The sequence below is a fragment of the Streptomyces sp. NPDC002403 genome (genome assembly GCF_053593015.1).
On sequence record NZ_JBSFBQ010000015.1, the window covers coordinates 1 to 21384 of the forward strand.

Sequence of the window (21384 nt, forward strand, 5' to 3'; positions counted from 1 at the left end):
CATATCTACACCTGCCCTCCCAAACTCTTTCCCACCCCGACGCTCTTCCTATCTGGTTTATTGTTTCACGTGAAACATGACCCCACCCCTCTTGCCGGCAGACCGCGCTCCAGCGGCCTCAGCCCTGTGCGGCCCACCACTCCTTGAGCTTCTCCACCGCCATGTCGTGCTCCATCGGTCCGTGCTCCAGGCGCAGCTCCAGCAGGAACGCGTACGCCTTGCCGATCACCGGCCCAGGACCGACACCCAGGGTCTTCATGATCTCGTTGCCGTCCAGGTCGGGACGGATGGCATCCAGCTCCTCCTGTTCCTGCAACTGCGCGATGCGCTCCTCAAGCCCGTCGTAGGTCCGCGAGAGGGCGGCGGCCTTGCGTTTGTTCCGTGTGGTGCAGTCCGAGCGGGTCAGCTTGTGCAGCCGCTCCAGCAGGGGGCCGGCGTCACGCACGTAGCGGCGGACCGCGGAGTCCGTCCACTCACCGTCGCCGTAGCCGTGGAAGCGCAGATGAAGCTCCACCAGCTTCGAGACGTCCTTGACCATGTCGTTGGAGTACTTGAGCGCGGTCATCCGCTTCTTGACCATCTTGGCGCCCACCACTTCATGGTGATGGAACGAGACGCGCCCGTCCTTCTCGAAGCGCCGCGTCCTCGGCTTCCCGATGTCATGGAGGAGAGCGGCAAGGCGCAGCACCAGATCGGGGCCGTCCTGCTCCAAGCCGATCGCCTGCTCCAGGACGGTCAGCGAATGCTCGTAGACATCCTTGTGACGGTGATGCTCGTCACTTTCCAGGCGCAGTGCAGGAAGCTCCGGCAGCACCTGCTGCGCCAGCCCGGTGTCGACGAGCAGCGCCAGGCCCTTGCGGGGGTGGGTGGAGAGCAGCAGCTTGTTGAGCTCCTCCCTGACCCTCTCGGCGGAGACGATCTCGATGCGTCCGGCCATCTCCGTCATCGCGGAGACCACGTCCGGAGCGACATCGAAGTCCAGCTGAGCCGCGAAGCGGGCGGCGCGCAGCATGCGCAGCGGGTCGTCGGAGAACGACTCCTCGGGTGTTCCGGGGGTGCGCAGAACGCGCTCCGCCAGGTCCTCGAGGCCACCGTGCGGATCGATGAATTCCTTCTGCGGGAGCGCGACGGCCATCGCGTTGACCGTGAAGTCACGGCGGACGAGGTCTTCCTCGATGGAGTCGCCGTAGGACACCTCGGGCTTGCGCGAGGTCCTGTCGTACGCCTCTGACCTGTATGTGGTGACCTCGATCTGGTAGCCGTCCTTCTGGGCACCCACGGTGCCGAAGGCGATCCCTACCTCCCACACCGAGTCGGCCCACGGCCGGACGATCTTCAGTACGGCCTCGGGGCGGGCGTCGGTCGTGAAGTCCAGGTCGTTGCCGAGCCGGCCGAGAAGCGCGTCCCGGACCGAGCCGCCGACCAGGGCGAGACCGAACCCGGCGTCCTGGAAACGGCGAGCGAGGTCGTCGGCGACCGGGGACACCCGCAGCAGTTCACTGACTGCGCGGTGCTGCACCTGGGTCAGGGCACGGGAGCTGTCTTCATTGGCGTTCGACACAACAGAAAAGGGTACGTGCCCGGACCGGCCCGGTCGCCCTGGTTTCGTCCCGCCCTGCAAGACTCTTCCGATCATGTAGCGAGCTCCCCAGCACTTGGCACCCGCGCACATCGTTACCATGCGTGGACGCAACAACCGACAACCATCGACACCAGCTGACGACGACGAGGGACGGGTAGGGCGCGTGGCCGAGGCGGCAGACATTCAGGGGATCGGTCCCTCTCCTGCCCGCCGGTGGCTGCGGCGCACAGCCGCCCTGATCATCGGGGTGCCGCTCGTCGCGGCGCTGCTGGCCGGACCGACCGCTCCCGCGGCGCACGCCGGCGGGACCGGCAAGGCCCCCACCGGGTCCGAGACCGTCGACGTGTCCCTGGACAGCCTGGCTCCCAGCGCGCCGGTCAAGGGGGACACCCTGACCGTCTCCGGCACCGTGACCAACAGGGGCAAGGACACGATCACGGAGGCCACGGTCGACCTGCGGGTGGGCTCGAAGCTCCTCAGCAGGACGGAGATCGACACCGCCGCCAAGCGCACCGGATACGTGCCCGGCAGCGGCCCCGCCCCGCTCGGCGGCAAGTACACGGTGAAGTTCGCGAAGCTCCCTTCCGGGATCAGTCAGGACTTCACGCTGTCCGTCCCGGTCGACAAGCTCGGGCTCGGCGACGACGGCGTCTACCAGCTCGGTGTCTCGCTGTCCGGGCAGACCTCCCGGGCCCGGTACGACCAGGTACTGGGGATCGAGCGCACCTTCCTGCCCTGGCAGGAGGACGAGCGTGACTCCAGGACGAAGGTCACCTATCTCTGGCCGCTGATCGCATCGGCCCATGTCACCGCCGAGACGGGCACCGACGACCAGCAGACACCGGTGTTCGCGGACGACGACCTGGCCGCCGAGCTGGCGCCGGGCGGACGGCTCGAACAGCTGGTCTCACTGGGCAGCGAGTTGCCGGTGACCTGGGTGATCGACCCGGACCTGCTGGCCAGTGTCGACGCGATGACGGGGAACTACCGAGTCAAGTCCGGCGACACCACCGTCGCCGGGAAGAACCAGGACGTCGCCAAGAAGTGGCTCACCTCGCTCGAAGCCGCGGTCTCGGACGGGAAGGTCGTCGCGCTGCCGTTCGCCGACCCCGATCTGGCGTCCATCGCGCACCGCGGCAAGAACGTCTCCGGCACCCTCAGCCACCTGCAGACCGCCACCGAAGCGGCCGGGACGACGGTGCAGACCGTTCTCCACGTGAAGCCGTCGACCGACTTCGCGTGGCCCGTCGACGGGGCGATCGACCCGTCGGTCGTCGATGTCGCCACCTCCGCCGGGGCCCACAAGGTGATCGCCCGCAGCGACAGCCTCCAGGAGACCGGCGGTCTGCAGTACACGCCGACCGCCGCCCGGCCGATCGGCGGGGGCACCACCGCGGTCGTCGCCGATGCCCGGCTCTCCACGGCCTTCCAGGGCGACATGTCGAAGGCGGGGAACTCCACCCTCGCCGTACAGAAGTTCCTCGCTCTGACTCTCGCCCTGACCGAACAGGACACGGACATCGAGCGGAGCATCGTCGTCGCTCCGCAGCGGATGCCCACCGTGGCCCAGGCCCAGTCGATGGCGCGTGCTCTGCACGGGCTCGACGACGAGCGCTGGACCCAGCCTCTCGGGCTGGTGGAAGCGGCCGCCGCGAAGCCCGACGCGGACGCGACGACCAGCGTCCCCAGGGCCTCCCAGTATCCGAAGAAGCTCCGCAGGCAGGAGCTGCCCACCCAGGCCTTCCAGGACATCAAGTCCACCCAGGTCTCGCTGAACAACTTCCAGGTCATCCTCACCCAGCCCGAGCGGGTGGTGACCCCCTTCGGCAATGCCCTCAACCGGTCCATGTCGACGTCGTGGCGCGGCAGGCCGCTGGAGGCCCAGCAGTACCGGGACTCGGTCCGCAGCTATCTGCAGGACCTCGTCGGCGAGGTCCAGCTCATCTCGAAGTCGGACGTCACCCTGTCCGGCCGCAGCGCCACGATCCCGGTGACGGTGCAGAACAGGCTGCTGCAGGGCGTGGACCATCTCGTCCTCCGGCTGAAGTCGGAGAACGCGACACGTCTCAAGCTGAACGACGGCGGAGCCGTGGCGGAGCAGCCGATCCGGATCGGCGCCGGCCACAGCCAGTCCGTGAAGTTCGACGCGGCGGCCAACGTCAACGGCCAGGTGCAGATGACGGCGCAGCTCTACACCGAGGACGGCTCGCCGTACGGCGAAGAGATGACCTTCACCGTGAAGGTCTCCGAGCTCACGCCGACCGTGCTGCTGGTCATCGCAGGCGGGCTGCTGCTCCTGGTCCTCGCGGGCATCAGGATGTACACCCACCGCAAGCGCGCCAACACGGGCGGCGCGCCCGGGGACGACGGCGGTGAACCCGAGCAGCCGAGTGACCCGACTCCGGACACCGGTCCGGAAAGCGGGGAGTCGCCGGCCTCGGGTGAGAAAGTGGAACGTTGAGCGATGTCTGTCGTGGCCTGTCGGCCGGGGACGATGAGGTGGGGTTTCGATGAACGCGCCGTACGACGGTGACCGCGGTCAGGGTGCGGGCGGAGCCGGGGCTTCCGGTGGGCCCCCGATGCCTCCGGGGCCGGGCCAGGTCCCGCAGACGCCTGATCCGTACCTGCAGGACGCCTACGACCGCGATCCCTACCGCGCCCAGGATCTGTCCGTCCAGGACCCGGTGACCGAGGCGCTGTACGACCGTGCCGCACACCCGCCGCCGCCCCCGGGCACCTACCAGCAGCCCCAGCCGCTCTACCAGCAGCCTCCTGCTGCCCAGTACCCGCCCGATCCCCGCCTCTGGGCGCAGACCCCGCCCCCCGAGCCCGACGGCCCGTCGCGGTACCTGCCGTACGGCGACAATCCGGCGACCACCCAGTTCGTCGGGGTGGACGACCTCGTCAGTCAGGCTTCCGAGGACGACGAGCAGCCGGATGCCTTCGCGCATCTCTTCCGGGACCAGGAGGGCCCGGCGGGATCCGCCCCCGTCCCTCCGGAGCCCGAGCCGGCCCCGGCTCCCGAGCCGCCCAAGGCCGGCGGCCGTGCCTCCGGAATACTGAAGTCCAGCGCACTGATGGCGGCCGGCACGCTGGTGTCCCGCCTCACCGGATTCGTCCGCAGCCTCGTGATCACGGCCGCGCTCGGGGCGGCCCTGCTCGGCGACAGCTTCACCATCGCGTACACCCTGCCCACGATGATCTACATCCTCACCGTGGGCGGCGGCCTGAACTCGGTCTTCGTGCCTCAGCTCGTCCGTTCCATGAAGGACGACGAGGACGGCGGCGAGGCCTACGCCAACCGGCTGCTGACTCTCGTCATGGTCGCGCTCGGTGTGATCGTCGCGATCGCGGTCTTCGCCGCTCCGTTGCTGATCCACATGATGTCGCCGACGATCGCCAACGACGTGGCGGCCAACAGCGTCGCCGTGACCTTCGCCCGGTACTGCCTGCCGACCATCTTCTTCATGGGCGTGCACGTCGTGATGGGCCAGATCCTCAACGCCCGCGGCAAGTTCGGCGCGATGATGTGGACCCCGGTCCTCAACAACATCGTCATGATCTTCACGTTCGGCATGTTCATCTGGGTCTACGGCACGTCCGCCGAGTCCCAGATGGGTGTCCAGACCATTCCGGCGGAGGGCGTCCGGCTCCTGGGCATCGGCACGCTGCTCGGTCTGGTCGTGCAGGCACTGGCCATGATCCCGTACCTGCGTGAGGCCGGTTTCCGTTTCCGCCCGCGCTTCGACTGGAAGGGGCACGGGCTCGGCAAGACGATCAAGCTGGCCAAGTGGACCGTCCTGTTCGTGCTGGCCAACCAGGCGGGCGTGCTCGTCGTCACCCAGCTCGCGACATCGGCGGGCAAGCTGTCCGGCAAGGACGGCACCGGCTTCCTCGCCTACTCCAATGCCCAGCTCATCTGGGGCATGCCGCAGGCGATCATCACCGTCTCCGTCATGGCGGCCCTGCTGCCCCGCATCTCCCGCGCCGCCCATGACGACGACCCGGGCGCCGTCCGCGACGACATCTCCCAGGGGCTGCGGAACTCCGCCGTCGCGATCGTGCCGGTGGCCTTCGCCTTCCTCGCACTCGGCCTGCCGATGTGCACCCTCCTGTACGCCTCCGCGGGCACCGAGGCCGCCCGGTCCATGGGCTTCATCCTCATGGCCTTCGGTCTCGGCCTGATCCCGTACTCCGTGCAGTACGTCGTGCTGCGCGGCTTCTACGCGTACGAGGACACCCGCACGCCCTTCTACAACACGGTCATCGTTGCCGCGGTCAACGCGGCCGCCTCGGCCCTCTGCTACGTCGTTCTGCCCGCTCGCTGGGCGGTGGTCGGCATGGCCGCCTCGTACGGGCTCGCCTACGCCGTCGGTGTGGGCATCGCCTGGCGACGGCTGCGCAACCGCCTGGGCGGAGATCTGGACGGTTCCCATGTCGTGCGCACCTACGCCCGGCTGTGCCTGGCCGCGACCCCGGCAGCGGTGCTCGGTGGTGGCGTGGGCTTCGCTGTTCTCCAGGGCCTCGGCGAGGGCGCCTTCGGCTCGCTCGCCGCTCTGATCTGCGGTGGGGCCGTGCTGCTGGGCGTCTTCTTCGTCGCCGCCAAGAGAATGCGGATCGAGGAGATCAACGGCATGGTCGGCATGGTCCGAGGGCGGCTCGGTCGCTGAGCATCATCGGCCGCACAACCATCGCCGCCCCTTGCGTGTCGTGCATAACGCCGGAGTGTGGGCACAATTGGCGTGACTGTGCAGAGCTGGCTGGCATCGCGCAACGGATGGGGAGGCAGGAACGACGGTGGCGGAACGTAGCACGGCTGCCGTCGACGTGGCCGACAACAGCGGTGATGAGCCGCTGGCCGCCAAGGCGGACGAGACCACGACCGACGGGACGGCAGAAGCCCAGGACACCGCAGGCACGAAGCCGCAGGACACGGATGGTGAGCGCATCGGTTCCGAGGCCACTCTGCCGACCCCTGATCTGCACAGCGGGCACAAACTTGCCAGACGCTACCGGCTGGAGGAGTGCGTCACCCGTCTGGACGGCTTCAGCAGCTGGCGCGCCGTCGACGAGAAGCTGCGCCGCGCGGTAGGCGTCCATCTGCTGCCGGCCGACCACCCGCGTGCCCGCTCCGTACTGGCCGCGGCCCGGTCCTCCGCACTGCTCGGTGACCCACGCTTCGTGCAGGTGCTCGACGCGGTGGAGGAGGACGACCTCGTCTACGTGGTCCACGAATGGCTCCCCGACGCCACCGAGCTCACCTCCCTGCTGGCCTCGGGGCCGATGGACGCACACGACGCGTACCAGCTCGTCAGCCAGGTCTCCCAGGCCATGGCGGCAGCACACCGGGAGGGCCTCGCCCATCTGAGGCTCACCCCGGGGGCGGTGCTGCGCAGCTCGACCGGGCAGTACAGGATCCGCGGCCTCGCGGTGAACGCGGCCTTGCGCGGCATCACCGCCGAGGGTCCCCAGCGGGCGGACACCGAGGCGATCGGGGCCCTGCTCTACGCCGCGCTGACGCAGCGCTGGCCGTACGAGAACGACGCGTACGGCCTGACCGGGCTGCCCAGGGGCGTGGGGCTGATCGCCCCCGACCAGGTGCGGGCCGGCGTCCACCGCGGTCTCGCCGAGCTCGCCATGCGCGCGCTCGCCAACGACGGCGCCACCGCCTCCCGGCAGGAACAGCCGTGCACCACGCCGGACGAGCTGGCCAAGGCCGTCGCCGCGATGCCCCGCATCCGTCCTCCGGAGCCCGCCTTCACTGCGCCGCCCGAGTACCAGCGCACCACCTACCAGCAGGGCTCCTACGGGCGTCCGCCGACCGGGCCCGTCACCGCGCAGTCCCCGATCGCCGTACCCCCGGCACCGCTCCAGAGCCGCACCGGCAAGGCCCTCAAGTGGGCCGTGTCCGCGCTGCTCATCGCCGCGCTGGGCCTCGGCAGCTGGCAGCTCGCCGAGACGCTGCTGGACCACAACAAGAGTTCCGACCCCGGGGACAGCACACAGACCGATCCGGAGAACGGCGACAGCAAGCCTCGACAGCCGACCGAGCCCCTGCACATCTCCGGGGCGACGGAGTTCATGCCCAGCGGCTCGGGCATCAAGCCGAACGAGGTGTCGAAGACCGTCGACGGCGATGCGAGCACGGCCTGGATCACCCCGCGCTATGTGGGCTACGCGAACTTCGGCAACTACCCGAACCGCAGGGACGGCAGCGGCATAGTCGTCGACCTGGGCAGCGTCCAGGACGTCGCGGGCATCACGGCCAAGATGTACCGCAGCGGGCAGAAGGCCGAGGTGCTGGCGGCCGATCCGGGTGCCTCCGCACCGTCGTCCCTCTCCGACTTCCCCCAGCGCCTCACCGGGCTCGCAACGGCGGGGAGCGAGCTGAAGGAGACTCTCTCCAAGCCGGTGCGGACCCGCTACGTCCTGATCCACCTCACCGAACTGCCATCGGACGGAACAGGTGGCTACCGGGGCGGGATCTCGGAGATCTCCGTACTGAAGTGACGCAGAGGCCGGCGGGGCACCCCCGTCGGCCTCCCGCACATCCGGTGCCATCGCACCGGATGTTCTCGTTCCCTCCCCGTACGTGCCCCTTCCGCCCCCTGCCCCGGCCCGCTCGAATCGTGATAGACAGACGCACCTTGACGCAGCGAAAGGGAGGGAGGGGGAGGTGGCCGCCGAGCCGTCAGAACCACTCAGCGACTCAGACCTCCTCGCTCGCCATGTGGCCGGCGAACCGGACGCCTTCGGTGAGCTCGTACGGCGTCACCGCGACCGGTTGTGGGCCGTGGCGATACGGACTCTGGGCGACCGCGAGGAAGCCGCGGACGCCGTCCAGGACGCGCTGGTCTCCGCCTTCCGGGCCGCCCACACCTTCCGCGGCCAGTCCGCCGTCACCACCTGGCTGCACCGCATCACCGTCAACGCCTGCCTCGACCGGGTCCGCAAGGCGGCCACCCGCAGAACCGCGCCGGTCGACGACACCGAACGGTTCGAGCAACTCCTCGAACCGCATGAATCCGCCGAGGCACCGGCGGAGCGCCAGGACCTCCACCGTGAACTCCTGGCCGCACTCGCCACTCTTCCCGCCGAGCAACGGGCCGCACTCGTCCTCGTGGACATGCAGGGCTACCCGGTGGCCGAGGCGGCCCGCATCCTCGACGTGCCGACGGGCACCGTGAAGAGCCGCTGTGCGCGAGGGCGGGCCCGGCTGGCCCCTCTGCTCACCCACCTCCGCAGCGAAGGCGCGGAAACCGACGACACAGCCACGAAAAGGAACCGGACGCCGCGCGCATCCGTCCCACCGGCATCGGGGCCGAGAGATGCGGGCACAAGCGATCCCGCTGCAGTGAAGGGCGGAGGTGGACGCACATGACATCAACGGCCGACACGACCCAGCATCCGGATGTCACGGAGATCTCCGACCTGGCGGAGGGGCTGCTCCCTCTGTCACGCGCGACAGAGGTCCGTGGCCACGTGGACGGCTGCGAACTCTGCGGTGAGGTCCATGCCTCTCTCACGGAGATCCGCGAGCTGCTCGGCACCGTACCCATGCCACAACGCATGCCGGACGATGTCGTGGACCGCATCGATGCCGCACTCACCGCCGAAGCGGCCCTCGGCGCCAGGGCACCGCATGACTCGGCGCCTGTTTCACAGGACTCGGCGCATGTTTCACGTGAAACAGAACCGTCGGCCTCCCAGAAGCCGAACGCGGAGCCCACCCCCTCGGACCGTCCCGCAGGACGTCCCCGGGCGACCACAGGCCCCGGCCGCCGCCCGGCCCGGCGGCGCCGCCGCACGGCCGCGCTCGGAGCCGCTCTCGGCGCAGCCATGGTCGGAGTGAGTGTCCTCATCCTGCAGAGCGTCCAGCCGTCCCAGGAATCCGCGAGCCTCAAGGCGGCGGACCGCAGGGCCGGCTCTGCGGAGGCCGGCAGCGCGGACTTCGCGGAGTCCACGCTCGAAGGCCAGGTGCAATCACTCCTCACGAGCGCCGGTGCGAAGCCGTCGAGGCCAGCAGATGACATGGGGACTGATAAGCAGGCCCCGTCCGTCGAGTCGCATTCGACGCCGAAGAGCGCCTCGTCGGGGTCGCCCCAGACGCCACTGCGCGCACCCACCGTCTCGGTCCCACCCTGTGTCGAGCAGGGCATCGGCCGCAACGCCCCGGCCCTCGCGATGGAGGAGGGCACGTACAAGGGCACGGCCGCCTTCCTCGTCGTCCTTCCGCACCCGTCCGACGCGACCCGCGTACAGGCGTACGTCATCGACGCGGCCTGCGTCCGGGAGAGCCCCTCGGACAAGGGGGAACTCCTGCTGACCCGCACCTACGCGCGCCCCTGAGGACCGCGCCGGATGCCACCCCGGCACGGCGGGAATGCATCCCCCGTAGGATCCGTTGGGTGGGGTGAGAGTCGTTGAACCGACCCCAGTAGGCGTGGACAGTAGGCAGTCTGCAGAGACGAGGAAGAAACCCGTGAGCGACGTCCGTAATGTGATCATCATCGGCTCCGGCCCCGCGGGCTACACGGCCGCCCTTTACACCGCACGCGCCTCACTGAAGCCGCTGGTGTTCGAGGGTGCCGTCACCGCTGGTGGCGCGCTGATGAACACCACCGACGTGGAGAACTTCCCGGGCTTCCAGGACGGGATCATGGGCCCCGAGCTCATGGACAACATGCGCGCCCAGGCCGAACGCTTCGGTGCCGAGCTCGTCCCCGACGACGTCATCTCCGTGGACCTCACCGGAGACATCAAGACGGTCACCGACACGGCCGGCACGGTGCACCGGGCCAAGGCCGTCATCGTGACGACCGGCTCCCAGCACCGCAAGCTCGGCCTGCCCAACGAGGACGCCCTCTCCGGACGCGGCGTCTCCTGGTGCGCCACCTGCGACGGCTTCTTCTTCAAGGACCAGGACATCGCCGTGGTCGGCGGCGGCGACACGGCGATGGAAGAGGCGACCTTCCTCTCCCGCTTCGCCAAGTCGGTCACCATCGTCCACCGCCGTGACACGCTGCGTGCCTCCAAGGCGATGCAGGAGCGTGCCTTCGCCGACCCGAAGATCAAGTTCGCCTGGGACAGCGAGGTCGCCGGGGTGCACGGCGACCAGAAGCTGTCCGGTCTGACCCTTAGGAACACCAAGACCGGCGAGACGTCCGAGCTCGCCGTGACCGGTCTGTTCATCGCAGTGGGCCACGACCCGCGCACCGAGCTCTTCAAGGGCCAGCTCGACCTCGACGACGAGGGCTACCTCAAGGTCGACGCTCCCTCGACGCGTACGAACCTGACCGGTGTCTTCGGCGCCGGTGACGTCGTCGACCACACCTACCGGCAGGCCATCACCGCTGCCGGAACCGGCTGCTCGGCCGCGCTCGACGCCGAGCGCTTCCTGGCCGCGCTTGCCGACGACGAGAAGGCCGCTGCGGCCACCGTCTGATTCACGACTCTCACCCCACACACCCCAAGAAGTTAAGGAGGTCGCCGTGGCCGGCGTCCTGAAGAACGTGACCGACGACTCCTTCGACGAGGTCGTCCTGAAGAGCGGGAAGCCCGTGCTGGTGGACTTCTGGGCCGCCTGGTGCGGTCCGTGCCGTCAGATCGCCCCCTCGCTGGAGGCCATCGCCGCCGAGCACGGCGACCAGATCGAGATCGTCAAGCTCAACATCGACGAGAACCCGGCCACGGCCGCCAAGTACGGCGTCATGTCCATCCCGACCCTGAACGTCTACAAGGGCGGCGAAGTCGCGAAGACCATCGTCGGCGCCAAGCCGAAGGCCGCGATCCTCCGCGACCTCGAAGACTTCCTCGGCTGAGCAGGACCGCAGCTCGCTGTTTCACGTGAAACGGGCCCATCCCTCGGGGGATGGGCCCGTTTCACATTTCCATGGGCTCTCGGATCACAACGGCCTCAGCGCCGGCTCCTTCTGCACTGCCCCCAACAGCCGGTCCAGTGCCAGTTCGACATCTTCCTTCCAGGACAGCGTCGTACGCAGTTCCAGTCTCAGCCTCGGATGAACGGGATGCGGTCGTACGGTCTTGAAGCCGACTGCCAGCAGATGATCCGCGGGAAGCACACAGGCGGGCTCCTTCCACCGGGCATCGCCGAACGCCTCGATCGCCTTGAACCCTCGGCGCAGCAGATCCTTGGCGACCGTCTGCACCATGACCCGGCCCAGCCCCTGCCCCTGGTAGCCCGGCACGATCCAGGCCGTCATCAGCTGTACGGCATCAGGGGAGACCGGGCTGGTGGGAAACGCGGTCGAACGCGGGACATAGGCAGGCGGCGCATAGAGAACGAAGCCCACCGGCAGATCGTCGACATAGACCACGCGGCCGCACGACCCCCACTCCAGGAGAACGGCCGAGATCCAGGCCTCTTTCTCCAGCCCGGGTGTTCCCGCCTTTACCGCAGCTTCCCCACTGACCGGATCAAGCTCCCAGAAGACACACGAGCGGCAGCGTCTGGGCAGATCGGAAAGGTTGTCCAGTGTGAGCGGCACGAGCCGACGCCCCATGAAGGCTGTTCCTCGCTTCCTTCGCCCGTCGCGTCGCATACGACAGTCAGTGCACTCCGTTCGAGGAGCAGGCTGCCGACAATCCTGCCGACAACACCGGCCCTACTGCCATCAGTCGGCTGCGGCTCACTGATCGCATGGCCCTCCCTACCGAGTGGCTCAAGCCGAATGTGCCATACCAGAACGAATCGTATCCACCGAGGGATGAAGCCGACACCGAGAGAAAGCAAAGGGCGGGCTGTGTTCCGGAAACCACCGGAACACAGCCCGCCCCACAGCCTCATCGGCAGGGTCAGCCCGCGTCGTCCTCAGCGGATTCCTCGGAAGGCGCCGGGTCCAGCACGCGCCCCTCGCCCGGAGCCAGGCTGCCGAGAATGCGGTCCAGATCCTCCATCGACGCGAACTCGACGACGATCTTCCCCTTCTTCTGACCGAGGTCGACCTTCACCCTGGTCTCGAAGCGGTCCGAGAGCCGGGTGGCGAGGTCGGACAGTGCAGGCGACACCCGGCCACCGGCCCGGGGCCCCTTGGACTTGGCAGGGCTCTTGGGATCGGAGCCCATGAGGGTCACGATCTCTTCGACAGCGCGCACCGACAGCCCCTCGGCCACAATGCGATGAGCCAGCTTGTCCTGCTCCTCCGAGTCGTCCACGGACAGCAGCGCCCGCGCATGACCGGCGGACAGCACCCCGGCCGCCACCCTTCGCTGCACCGGAGCCGACAGCCTCAGCAGACGCAGCGTGTTCGACACCTGCGGCCGGGAACGCCCGATGCGGTCGGCCAGCTGGTCATGCGTGCACTTGAAGTCCTTGAGGAGCTGGTCGTACGCAGCCGCCTCTTCCAGCGGGTTCAGCTGGGCCCGGTGAAGGTTCTCCAGGAGTGCGTCCAGGAGAAGCTTCTCGTCATCAGTGGCCCGGACGATAGCCGGAATCCGCTCCAGCTCCACCTTCTGGCAAGCCCTCCAGCGCCGCTCGCCCATGATGAGCTCATAGCGCTCCGGCCCCACCTTCCGTACGACGACGGGCTGGAGAAGGCCCACCTCCTTGATGGAGGTCACCAATTCCGCGAGCGCGTCCTCGTCGAACACCTCCCGCGGCTGGCGGGGGTTCGGCGTGATGGAGCCGAGAGGAATCTCGGCAAAATACGCCCCTGCAGGTCCCACCGATTCGGCGACCGTCCTGGACTCCGCAACCGGGGCGCTCGGCTCCGGCACCACCGGAGTACCCGTGAGGCCGGCCACCTTTGCCGCAGCCACCCCCCGCTCCGCCGTCATCACAGCATCCGCCCCAGCAGAGGCCGGTCCCATCCTCGTGGAGGTCACCTGCTTCTCCTGCGGAGCGGCGGGGATCAGGGCACCCAGCCCACGCCCCAACCCTCTTCGACGCTCGCTCACTGAATCCCCTCCGAAATGCTCTGCTGACTGTTCCCGCTGCCCGTCTGGGCATGCTGGGGCTCGTAGTGGACCCCGACACCCCTCAAGGCGATCTCACGCGCCGCTTCAAGGTACGACAGCGACCCGCTGGAACCCGGGTCGTAGGTCAGCACGGTCTGCCCATAGCTGGGCGCCTCCGAGATCCGCACCGATCGCGGAATGTTCGTCCGCAGCACCTCCTTGCCGAAGTGGCTGCGCACCTCCTCCGCGACCTGCGAAGCAAGCCTGGTCCTGCCGTCGTACATGGTGAGCAGAATCGTCGACACATGAAGATCGGGGTTGAGATGACCCCGCACCAGATCCACATTGCGCAGTAGCTGCCCCAGCCCTTCCAGCGCGTAGTACTCGCACTGGATAGGGATCAGCACCTCGGCGCCGGCGACCAGGGCATTGACCGTCAGCAGACCCAGCGAAGGCGGGCAGTCGATGAGGATGTAGTCCAACGGCTGCTCATACGCCTGGATCGCTCGCTGCAGTCGACTCTCCCGCGCCACCAGCGACACCAGCTCGATCTCCGCACCGGCGAGATCGATGGTGGCGGGAGCGCAGAAGAGACCTTCGACGTCCGGTACGGGCTGGACCACCTCGGAGAGCGGTCTGCTGTCCACGAGGACGTCATAGATGGAGGGGACTTCGGCATGGTGATCGATCCCCAGAGCCGTAGAGGCGTTCCCCTGCGGGTCGAGGTCGACCACCAGAACCCGTGCGCCATGAAGCGCGAGCGAGGCAGCAAGATTGACCGTCGTGGTCGTCTTGCCCACTCCGCCCTTCTGATTGGCCACCACCATGACGCGCGTCCGGTCAGGACGGGGCAGGCCCTCGCCGGCGCGGCCAAGGGCCTCAACCGCCAGCTGGGCCGCGCGACCGATGGGGGTGTCGTCCATCGGCGGTGGTGTTTCACGTGAAACACCCTCCCCCGCCGATTCGGTTCGGGGACCGGGGACCGGATCGGTCATCGGTCCCGCGATGTTGGCGTCGGACCGCAAGGATTCACTCTCCTCGACTTCAGGCTCGCAATGAGCAGAGCCTGCCATGCTTTCGGGGTCGTGAACCAGCGAGGCCCGCTCTTCTGTGGATGAATCCACTTCTGTGGACAACTCCGTAGCCCTAACGGGCCTGCGATGCCGCGGCGCGGCAGCCGCGCGGCCGCGGCTGATGATGCCGTGCAGCAGAGAGCGACGTTTCACGTGAAACACGATGCCCCTGCAGCCTAGCTACAGGGGCACGACACTCCGCATGGGGACGTACGGCTACGTACCGGGAAAACAGTCGACAGACGGCACATACCGCCCGCAGCACTTGGATCCGCAGTGCGGCCGGAGGAATCCGGAGGCGTCAGCGACGGCGTCTCGTACGACTCGTCCTGGCGGCCTTGGCCCTCTTCGCGGCGAACCTCACACCGCCCGGACTCTCACCGACCACCACACGCACCACCGTGGACATCGGATCGACGACTCCCTCTCCGACATGCAGCACCTCGGTCTCCACCACACCGAGCTTGCCCAGGGCCGCACGCGCCCCGGCGATCTCCTCCTCGGCGGTGTCCCCCTTGAGCGCCAGCATCTCCCCGTACGGGCGCAGCAGCGGAACGCCCCAGCCGGCCAGCCGGTCCAACGGGGCCACGGCGCGAGCCGTCACCACATGTACCGGCTGAAGCGAGCCCAGCACCTCCTCGGCCCGGCCACGCACCACCGTCACATGATCCAGGCCCAGCAGCTCCACGACTTCCTGGAGAAAATTCGTGCGCCGGAGCAGTGGCTCCAGCAAAGTGATCTTGAGGTCCGGACGCACCAGTGCCAGCGGGATACCGGGAAGGCCCGCACCCGAACCCACATCGCAGACCGTGACACCCTCGGGCACGACCTCGGAGAGCACCGCACAGTTCAGGAGATGCCGCTCCCACAGCCGCGGCACCTCACGCGGGCCGATCAGCCCCCGCTTCACCCCGGCATCCGCCAGCAGCTCCGCGTAGCGGACAGCCTCTGGGAAGAACTCGCCGAAAACCGCCCGCGCCCCTTCGGGCGCCTGGGGAAGCTCTACTTCCGCCGTCACGGGAACCGTCCTTCCGTACCGCACTACCGCACTGTGGGTGGCTGACTATCAGGCTGACAAAGATCGGCCCCGCCTGTGAACAGACGGGGCCGACAGAACTAAGGGTCCGGTCAGGCCGGGAGGACGACGACGAAGCGCTCCGGCTCCTCGCCCTCGGACTCGCTGCGCAGACCGGCGGCCGCTACCGCGTCGTGCACGACCTTGCGCTCGAACGGCGTCATCGGGGCCAGCTTCACCGGCTCGCCGGTGCTCTTGACCTCATCCGCGGCCTTGGCGCCCAGCTCGGCGAGCTCCGCCCGCTTCTTGGCCCGGAAGCCCGCGATGTCCAGCATCAGCCGGCTGCGGTCCCCGGTCTCCCGGTGAACAGCGAGCCGCGTCAGCTCCTGGAGCGCCTCCAGCACCTCACCGTCGCGGCCCACGAGCTTCTGCAGATCACGTGCCGAGTCGCTGATGATCGAGACCGCGGCCCGGTCCGCCTCGACATCCATGTCGATGTCGCCATCGAGGTCGGCGATGTCGAGCAGACCCTCGAGGTAGTCCGCTGCGATCTCGCCCTCCTGCTCAAGGCGGGTCAAGGTGTCGCTGCCCTCAGCGGCCGTGGAGGTGGTGCCTTCCGTCACGGATGGACTCCTTCTTACTTCTTGGACGGGTGCTTGGGCCGCTGCGGACCCTTGCGCTGTCCGGACTTGGCTTGGCGTGAGGAGCCGGACGCGGGCTTGCCCGCCGGCTTGGGCTGTGCGTCCTGCGCGTCCTGCTTCCGCAGCGAGGTCTTGGAGCCGGATTCGGTGGAATCGGCGTCCTTGGCCCCTGCCTGCGCGGCACCGGTCTGACGCTGGGCCTTGCTCTGGCGCTTGGGCTGCTGACGCCGCTGCGCGGCTCCGCCCTCGGCCTCGGCTGCAGCGGTGTCGCTCTTGGCCACCGTGCCGTCCTCCTGGGCGGCGAGGCCCAGCTTGGCCAGTCCGGTGACGAACTTCCGCTCGATGTCATTGCGGTCCGGGCCCTTGGCCACGATCCGCTTGACGGTGTTGCGCCGGGTCCTGCCGCGGACCTCGCCGTGAGCGGTGACGCTCTTCAGCAGACGCGTCAGGTACTGGTCCTGTGCCTTGCTGCCGGGGGTCGGGTTCTGGTTGATCACGTACATCTGCTGACCCATGGTCCAGACGTTGGTGGTCAGCCAGTAGACGAGGACACCGACGGGGAAGTTGATGCCCATGACGGCGAAGATCACCGGGAAGATGTACATCAGCATCTTCTGCTGCTGCATGTACGGCGTCTTGACCGTCAGGTCGACGTTCTTCGTCATCAGCTGGCGCTGGGTGAAGAACTGCGACGCCGACATCATCACGATCATGACCGCGGTGACGACCCGGACGTCGGTGAGGGAAGCACCGAGGGCCGCGACCTCATCCGGGCTGTTCATGAACTTGGCGGCGAGCGGAGCACCGAAGATGTGTGCCTGACGGGCGCTGTCGAGCAGCGACTGGTCGATGACACCGATCTTCTTGTTCGAGGCGATGGCCGACAGCACGTGATACAGGGCGAAGAAGAACGGCGACTGCGCCAGGATGGGAAGGCACGAGGAGAGCGGGTTGGTGCCCGTCTCCTTGTACAGCTTCATCATCTCTTCGGACTGACGCTGCTTGTCGCTCTTGTAGCGCTCCTGGATCGCCTTCATCTTCGGCTGGAGCACCTGCATGTTGCGGGTCGACTTGATCTGCTTGACGAAAAGCGGGATCAGGCAGATCCGGATCAGCACCACCAGGGACACGATGGACAGGCCCCAGGCCCAGCCCGTGTCGGCTCCGAAGATCGCCCCGTACAACTTGTGGAACTGGACGATGACCCACGAGACGGGCCAGGTGATAAAGCTGAACAGACTGGCAATCGTGTCCACTAATCAGGCTCCTTGAGCATTGGGCGAAGTCTCTGCGGCCTGGTTCGGGGGTTCGGAGACCGATCCCCGGACAGGCACATCAGCGGCGGAGTCCCCGCCCTTGCCACCGCGCATGGCATTACGCAGGAGCTCATGCCAACGCGGACGTTTGCGTGGTGGAACGTAATCCACGCCACCGGGTGACCACGGATTGCACCGCAGGATGCGCCAGGCCGTCAGCGCGGTTCCCTTGATCGCTCCGTGCCGGTCGATCGCCGTATATCCATAGTGGGAACACGACGGGTAGTAACGGCAGACAGGCCCGAGAAGTGGGCTGATCGTCCACTGATACAGCTTGATAAGAGCCAGCAGCGGGTACTTCATCGCGCGCCCCCTCCCAGCAGCCGCTGGAGAGCGGCGTCCAGGTCTCGGGCCAGCTGTTCATGGTCGGCGTCGCCCGCACCGGGCAGCGCTCGTACGACAACCAGGCTACCGGGGGGCAGCAGGGCAAGCCGTTCGCGGACCAGGTGGCGAAGCTTCCGCTTCACCGCTGTGCGCACAACCGCTCCACCCACGGCTTTGCTGACAACGAAACCCGCACGCGGCGGGGGAGCATTCTCCCCAGTCACGTGCGGGTCCGTTGCACCGCTGCGTAGATGAACGACGAGTAGCGGGCGGCCGGCCCGGCGTCCTCGACGTACTGCGGTCGCGAAGTCCTCGCGCCGCCTCAGCCGATTCTCGGTAGGCAGCACGTCATGACCTGTAAGCGATCAGGCGGACAGGTTGGCGCGACCCTTGCCACGGCGGGACGCGAGGATCGCGCGGCCGGCACGGGTGCGCATACGCAGCCGGAAACCGTGGGTCTTCGCGCGGCGACGGTTGTTCGGCTGGAAGGTGCGCTTGCTCACTAGGGGGCTCCAGAAATGACTCGTGTGTTGGCGGGACATCGCCTGGCTGTCACCGTGCGCCCACGAGAGACTCGCGTAAACGCTCTAGTGCACCGCTTCACAATCACAGATCGTGATCTTTGCCCATCGGAGGCAGGCGGCAGCAGCCATCGACAACTCGACCTGGTCACGGTACGCGCGGCTGCGCCATCCGGTCAAACCGGCTCCGCAACACCCCCCACTGTGCACAGGCTGTGGACAACAACTTGAACCACGCGGGTCGCCCTGACTACCGTGGCCGAGTTACCGGCCTTTTCTTCCTGCCTGCCGGTCCCCACCCATCCCGTCCCGAGAACCACACATTCGTGGGACCAGCGAGAGAGCGTGCCCTGTGGCTGACGTACCTGCCGATCTTGCCGCAGTGTGGCCACGAGTGCTGGAGCAACTCCTCGGGGAGGGCCAGCAGGGCATCGAGCCGAAGGACAAGCAGTGGATCGAGCGCTGCCAGCCGCTCGCCCTGGTCGCCGACACCGCGCTGCTCGCCGTCCCCAATGAATGGGGCAAGCGCGTCCTGGAAGGCCGGCTCGCGCCACTCATCAGCGAGGCGCTGAGCCGCGAATGCGGCCGTCCGATCCGCATCGCGATCACCGTCGACGACTCCGCGGGCGAGCCTCCGAGCCCGCCCGCGCCTCCGATGCACCAGCCCCAGCAGCAGCACCGCTACCAGGGGCCGCAACACGACGAGCGGCAGCACAACGACGCGTACGACGGCTACGGGCACCGGCCCTCCGACGACGGCATGCCGACCGCCCGGCCGGCCTACCCCGACTACCAGCAGCAGCGCCCCGACCCCGGTGCGTGGCCGCGTACCCAGGAGGACCTCTCCTGGCAGCAGCCCCGGCTCGGCGGGTTCCAGGACCGCGAGGCCCCTGCGGAGCAGTGGCGCGAGCCCTACCCCGGCGGCCGCCCCCAGCAGCCGCAGCACGACTACCGCCCGCAGCCGCCCGAGCGCCAGGGCTACGAACAGCAGCGCCCCGAGCGACCCGACATGCAGGAGCAGCAGCCGCAGCACCGGCAGGGCGGCGCCGGCACCGGACGGCCCGGCGGCGCATCCGGGCCCATGGGCTCGCAGCCCGCTCCCGCACCCGGCCCCGGCGAGCCGGCGGCGCGGCTGAATCCGAAGTACCTCTTCGACACCTTCGTCATCGGCGCCTCCAACCGGTTCGCGCACGCCGCGGCGGTCGCGGTCGCCGAGGCCCCCGCCAAGGCGTACAACCCGCTCTTCATCTACGGGGAGTCGGGACTCGGCAAGACCCATCTGCTGCACGCCATCGGGCACTACGCCCGCAGCCTCTACCCGGGCACCCGGGTGCGGTACGTGAGCTCCGAGGAGTTCACCAACGAGTTCATCAACTCGATCCGCGACGGCAAGGGCGACACCTTCCGCAAGCGCTACCGCGATGTGGACATCCTGCTCGTCGACGACATCCAGTTCCTCGCGAGCAAGGAGTCGACGCAGGAGGAGTTCTTCCACACCTTCAATACGCTGCACAACGCCAACAAGCAGATCGTGCTCTCCTCCGACCGGCCGCCCAAGCAGCTGGTGACCCTGGAGGACCGGTTGCGGAACCGTTTCGAGTGGGGTCTGACCACCGATGTCCAGCCGCCGGAGCTGGAGACGCGGATCGCGATCCTGCGCAAGAAGGCGGTGCAGGAGCAGCTCAACGCCCCGCCGGAGGTGCTGGAGTTCATCGCCTCCCGTATCTCCCGGAACATCAGGGAGCTGGAGGGGGCGCTGATCCGGGTCACGGCCTTCGCCAGCCTGAACCGTCAGCCGGTGGATCTCGGACTGACCGAGCACGTGCTGAAGGACCTGATCCCGGGCGGTGAGGACTCGGCTCCGGAGATCACGGCGACGGCCATCATGGCCTCGACCGCGGACTACTTCGGCCTCACGGTGGACGATCTCTGCGGAACCTCGCGCAGCCGCGTGCTGGTGACGGCCCGCCAGATCGCCATGTACCTCTGCCGGGAGCTCACCGATCTCTCCCTGCCCAAGATCGGTGCGCAGTTCGGCGGCCGCGACCATACGACGGTGATGCACGCGGACCGGAAGATCCGCGCGCTGATGGCGGAGCGCCGCTCCATCTACAACCAGGTCACCGAGCTCACCAACCGCATCAAGAACGGCTGACGGACCGCTGCCGCACGCGCCCCGGGGGCGCCCGAAGGACCTCACACGGCTCCTCGGGCGCCCTTTTCGTTGCCCGGAGACCGCCCGGAGACCGCCAGGAGACCGCCCGGAGGCTGTCCGGAGACCGCCCGGAGGCTGTCCGGAAGCGGGTCCGGGCGCCGTCCGGAGACCGCCCGGGGCCCCTCGTAGACCGCGCGCAGGCACCCTGAGGCCGTCCGAAGCCCCCTCGAAGACCCCTTCGGAGACCGCCAGGAGCCCGCCCCGGGCCCGCCCTCGCCCCCGCACCCAACCCTCCGACGCCACCGCGGTGTTCGAATACCTGCCGCCGGCCGTCCGTTCTCCACAGATCTGGGGAGTTTTCCCCCTCCACAGCCTGGGGATCCGGAAGTTGTCCATATTGCTTCCACAGGGGCGACTGCCGATACTCCATCAGGCCAGGTCAAGCACCTGGGGATTTGTGGTCAACAGTGATCCACAGCCTGTGGACAAAATATTCGTCCACAGGAGCCGGATGATGTTGTCCACCGGCAGCCCACAGCCCGAGCCGTGTTGTCCCCAGCTTCCCGTCGCTTCTCCACACCTCTGTCCACTGTTCGGCAACGCGGGACCGCCTTTCACCGCGCCGAGTGAAAGGCGTCACACCAAGAGGGCCGGTTGGGCTGTGGGGAACCTGGGTAAAGCTGGGGACAGCCCTGGGGAGAAACCCCCCTGTCCTGTGCATCGGGTGTGCAGAACTTTCCCGTGTCCACAGAAGCGCCGTGTTGTCCACCGGTGCCACCCACAGGGTCGGTGGACAAAAAACCGGATGTGACCTGCGGAAACGACGTTATCCACGGTTTCC

General features: G+C 68.1%; 18 protein-coding genes. 8 read left to right on the forward strand and 10 right to left on the reverse strand.

The window, feature by feature from the left end; translation table 11 throughout:
• Positions 1-118: 118 nt before the first annotated feature.
• The gene (locus ACWCPY_RS18360; protein ID WP_451266118.1) at positions 119-1561 is read right to left on the reverse strand and encodes a CCA tRNA nucleotidyltransferase; all 1443 of its coding nucleotides are present in this window, start codon (positions 1559-1561) and stop codon (positions 119-121) included.
• Positions 1562-1745: 184 nt separating this feature from the next.
• Here ACWCPY_RS18360 and ACWCPY_RS18365 point away from each other — a divergent pair, with 184 nt between their 5' ends.
• The 7 genes from ACWCPY_RS18365 to trxA all read left to right on the forward strand — a co-directional run bounded on the left by ACWCPY_RS18365 (position 1746) and on the right by trxA (position 11403).
• A complete protein-coding gene (locus ACWCPY_RS18365; protein WP_451266120.1) occupies positions 1746-4043 on the forward strand; it encodes a DUF6049 family protein in 2298 nt (765 codons plus the stop codon).
• Between the two features lie 49 nt (positions 4044-4092).
• Complete coding sequence (gene murJ / locus ACWCPY_RS18370) at positions 4093-6252, forward strand: murein biosynthesis integral membrane protein MurJ (protein ID WP_451266122.1); 2160 nt, start codon at positions 4093-4095, stop codon at positions 6250-6252.
• 127 nt (positions 6253-6379) lie between these two features.
• Positions 6380-8092 carry a serine/threonine protein kinase gene (locus ACWCPY_RS18375; protein WP_451266124.1) on the forward strand — a complete coding sequence of 571 codons (1713 nt, stop codon included), beginning with the start codon at positions 6380-6382 and terminating at the stop codon, positions 8090-8092.
• A 166-nt stretch (positions 8093-8258) separates the two neighbouring features.
• Positions 8259-8963, forward strand: a complete 705-nt coding sequence (gene sigM / locus ACWCPY_RS18380; RefSeq protein WP_451266126.1) for an RNA polymerase sigma factor SigM — start codon at positions 8259-8261, stop codon at positions 8961-8963.
• On the forward strand, positions 8960-9931 hold the full coding sequence (locus tag ACWCPY_RS18385) for a hypothetical protein (protein WP_451266128.1): 972 nt from the start codon (positions 8960-8962) through the stop codon (positions 9929-9931). The genes sigM and ACWCPY_RS18385 overlap by 4 nt, the downstream gene beginning before the upstream one ends.
• A 133-nt stretch (positions 9932-10064) precedes the next feature.
• Positions 10065-11027, forward strand: coding sequence for a thioredoxin-disulfide reductase (gene trxB / locus ACWCPY_RS18390; protein WP_451266130.1), 963 nt, complete (start codon positions 10065-10067; stop codon positions 11025-11027).
• A 46-nt stretch (positions 11028-11073) separates the two neighbouring features.
• Entirely contained in the window at positions 11074-11403 is a 330-nt protein-coding gene (gene trxA / locus ACWCPY_RS18395; protein WP_329820071.1) for a thioredoxin, read from the forward strand.
• Between the two features lie 84 nt (positions 11404-11487).
• Here the strand turns inward: trxA and ACWCPY_RS18400 are convergent, their stop codons facing one another.
• The 9 genes from ACWCPY_RS18400 to rpmH form a co-directional block, all read right to left on the reverse strand.
• The gene (locus tag ACWCPY_RS18400; RefSeq protein WP_451266132.1) at positions 11488-12105 is read right to left on the reverse strand and encodes a GNAT family N-acetyltransferase; all 618 of its coding nucleotides are present in this window, start codon (positions 12103-12105) and stop codon (positions 11488-11490) included.
• A gap of 292 nt (positions 12106-12397) precedes the next feature.
• A complete protein-coding gene (locus tag ACWCPY_RS18405; RefSeq protein ID WP_451266134.1) occupies positions 12398-13498 on the reverse strand; it encodes a ParB/RepB/Spo0J family partition protein in 1101 nt (366 codons plus the stop codon).
• Positions 13495-14571: a ParA family protein gene (locus tag ACWCPY_RS18410; RefSeq protein WP_451266363.1), complete on the reverse strand. Its 1077-nt coding sequence runs from the start codon at positions 14569-14571 to the stop codon at positions 13495-13497. Before ACWCPY_RS18410 ends, ACWCPY_RS18405 begins: the two co-directional genes overlap by 4 nt.
• 301 nt (positions 14572-14872) lie before the next feature.
• Entirely contained in the window at positions 14873-15589 is a 717-nt protein-coding gene (gene rsmG, locus ACWCPY_RS18415; RefSeq protein WP_072487588.1) for a 16S rRNA (guanine(527)-N(7))-methyltransferase RsmG, read from the reverse strand.
• Between the two features lie 110 nt (positions 15590-15699).
• Complete coding sequence (locus ACWCPY_RS18420) at positions 15700-16209, reverse strand: Jag family protein (RefSeq protein WP_362441333.1); 510 nt, start codon at positions 16207-16209, stop codon at positions 15700-15702.
• Between the two features lie 14 nt (positions 16210-16223).
• Positions 16224-17483 (reverse strand): membrane protein insertase YidC, encoded by a 1260-nt coding sequence (gene yidC, locus ACWCPY_RS18425; RefSeq protein ID WP_451266137.1) that lies wholly within the window; start codon positions 17481-17483, stop codon positions 16224-16226.
• 3 nt (positions 17484-17486) lie between these two features.
• Positions 17487-17846: a membrane protein insertion efficiency factor YidD gene (yidD, locus tag ACWCPY_RS18430; protein ID WP_451266139.1), complete on the reverse strand. Its 360-nt coding sequence runs from the start codon at positions 17844-17846 to the stop codon at positions 17487-17489.
• Complete coding sequence (rnpA, locus tag ACWCPY_RS18435) at positions 17843-18214, reverse strand: ribonuclease P protein component (protein ID WP_266416837.1); 372 nt, start codon at positions 18212-18214, stop codon at positions 17843-17845. Before rnpA ends, yidD begins: the two co-directional genes overlap by 4 nt.
• 18 nt (positions 18215-18232) lie before the next feature.
• Positions 18233-18370: a 50S ribosomal protein L34 gene (rpmH, locus tag ACWCPY_RS18440; protein WP_030930485.1), complete on the reverse strand. Its 138-nt coding sequence runs from the start codon at positions 18368-18370 to the stop codon at positions 18233-18235.
• A gap of 370 nt (positions 18371-18740) precedes the next feature.
• Here rpmH and dnaA point away from each other — a divergent pair, with 370 nt between their 5' ends.
• Positions 18741-20543, forward strand: coding sequence for a chromosomal replication initiator protein DnaA (gene dnaA, locus ACWCPY_RS18445; RefSeq protein ID WP_451266142.1), 1803 nt, complete (start codon positions 18741-18743; stop codon positions 20541-20543).
• Positions 20544-21384: the final 841 nt, after the last annotated feature.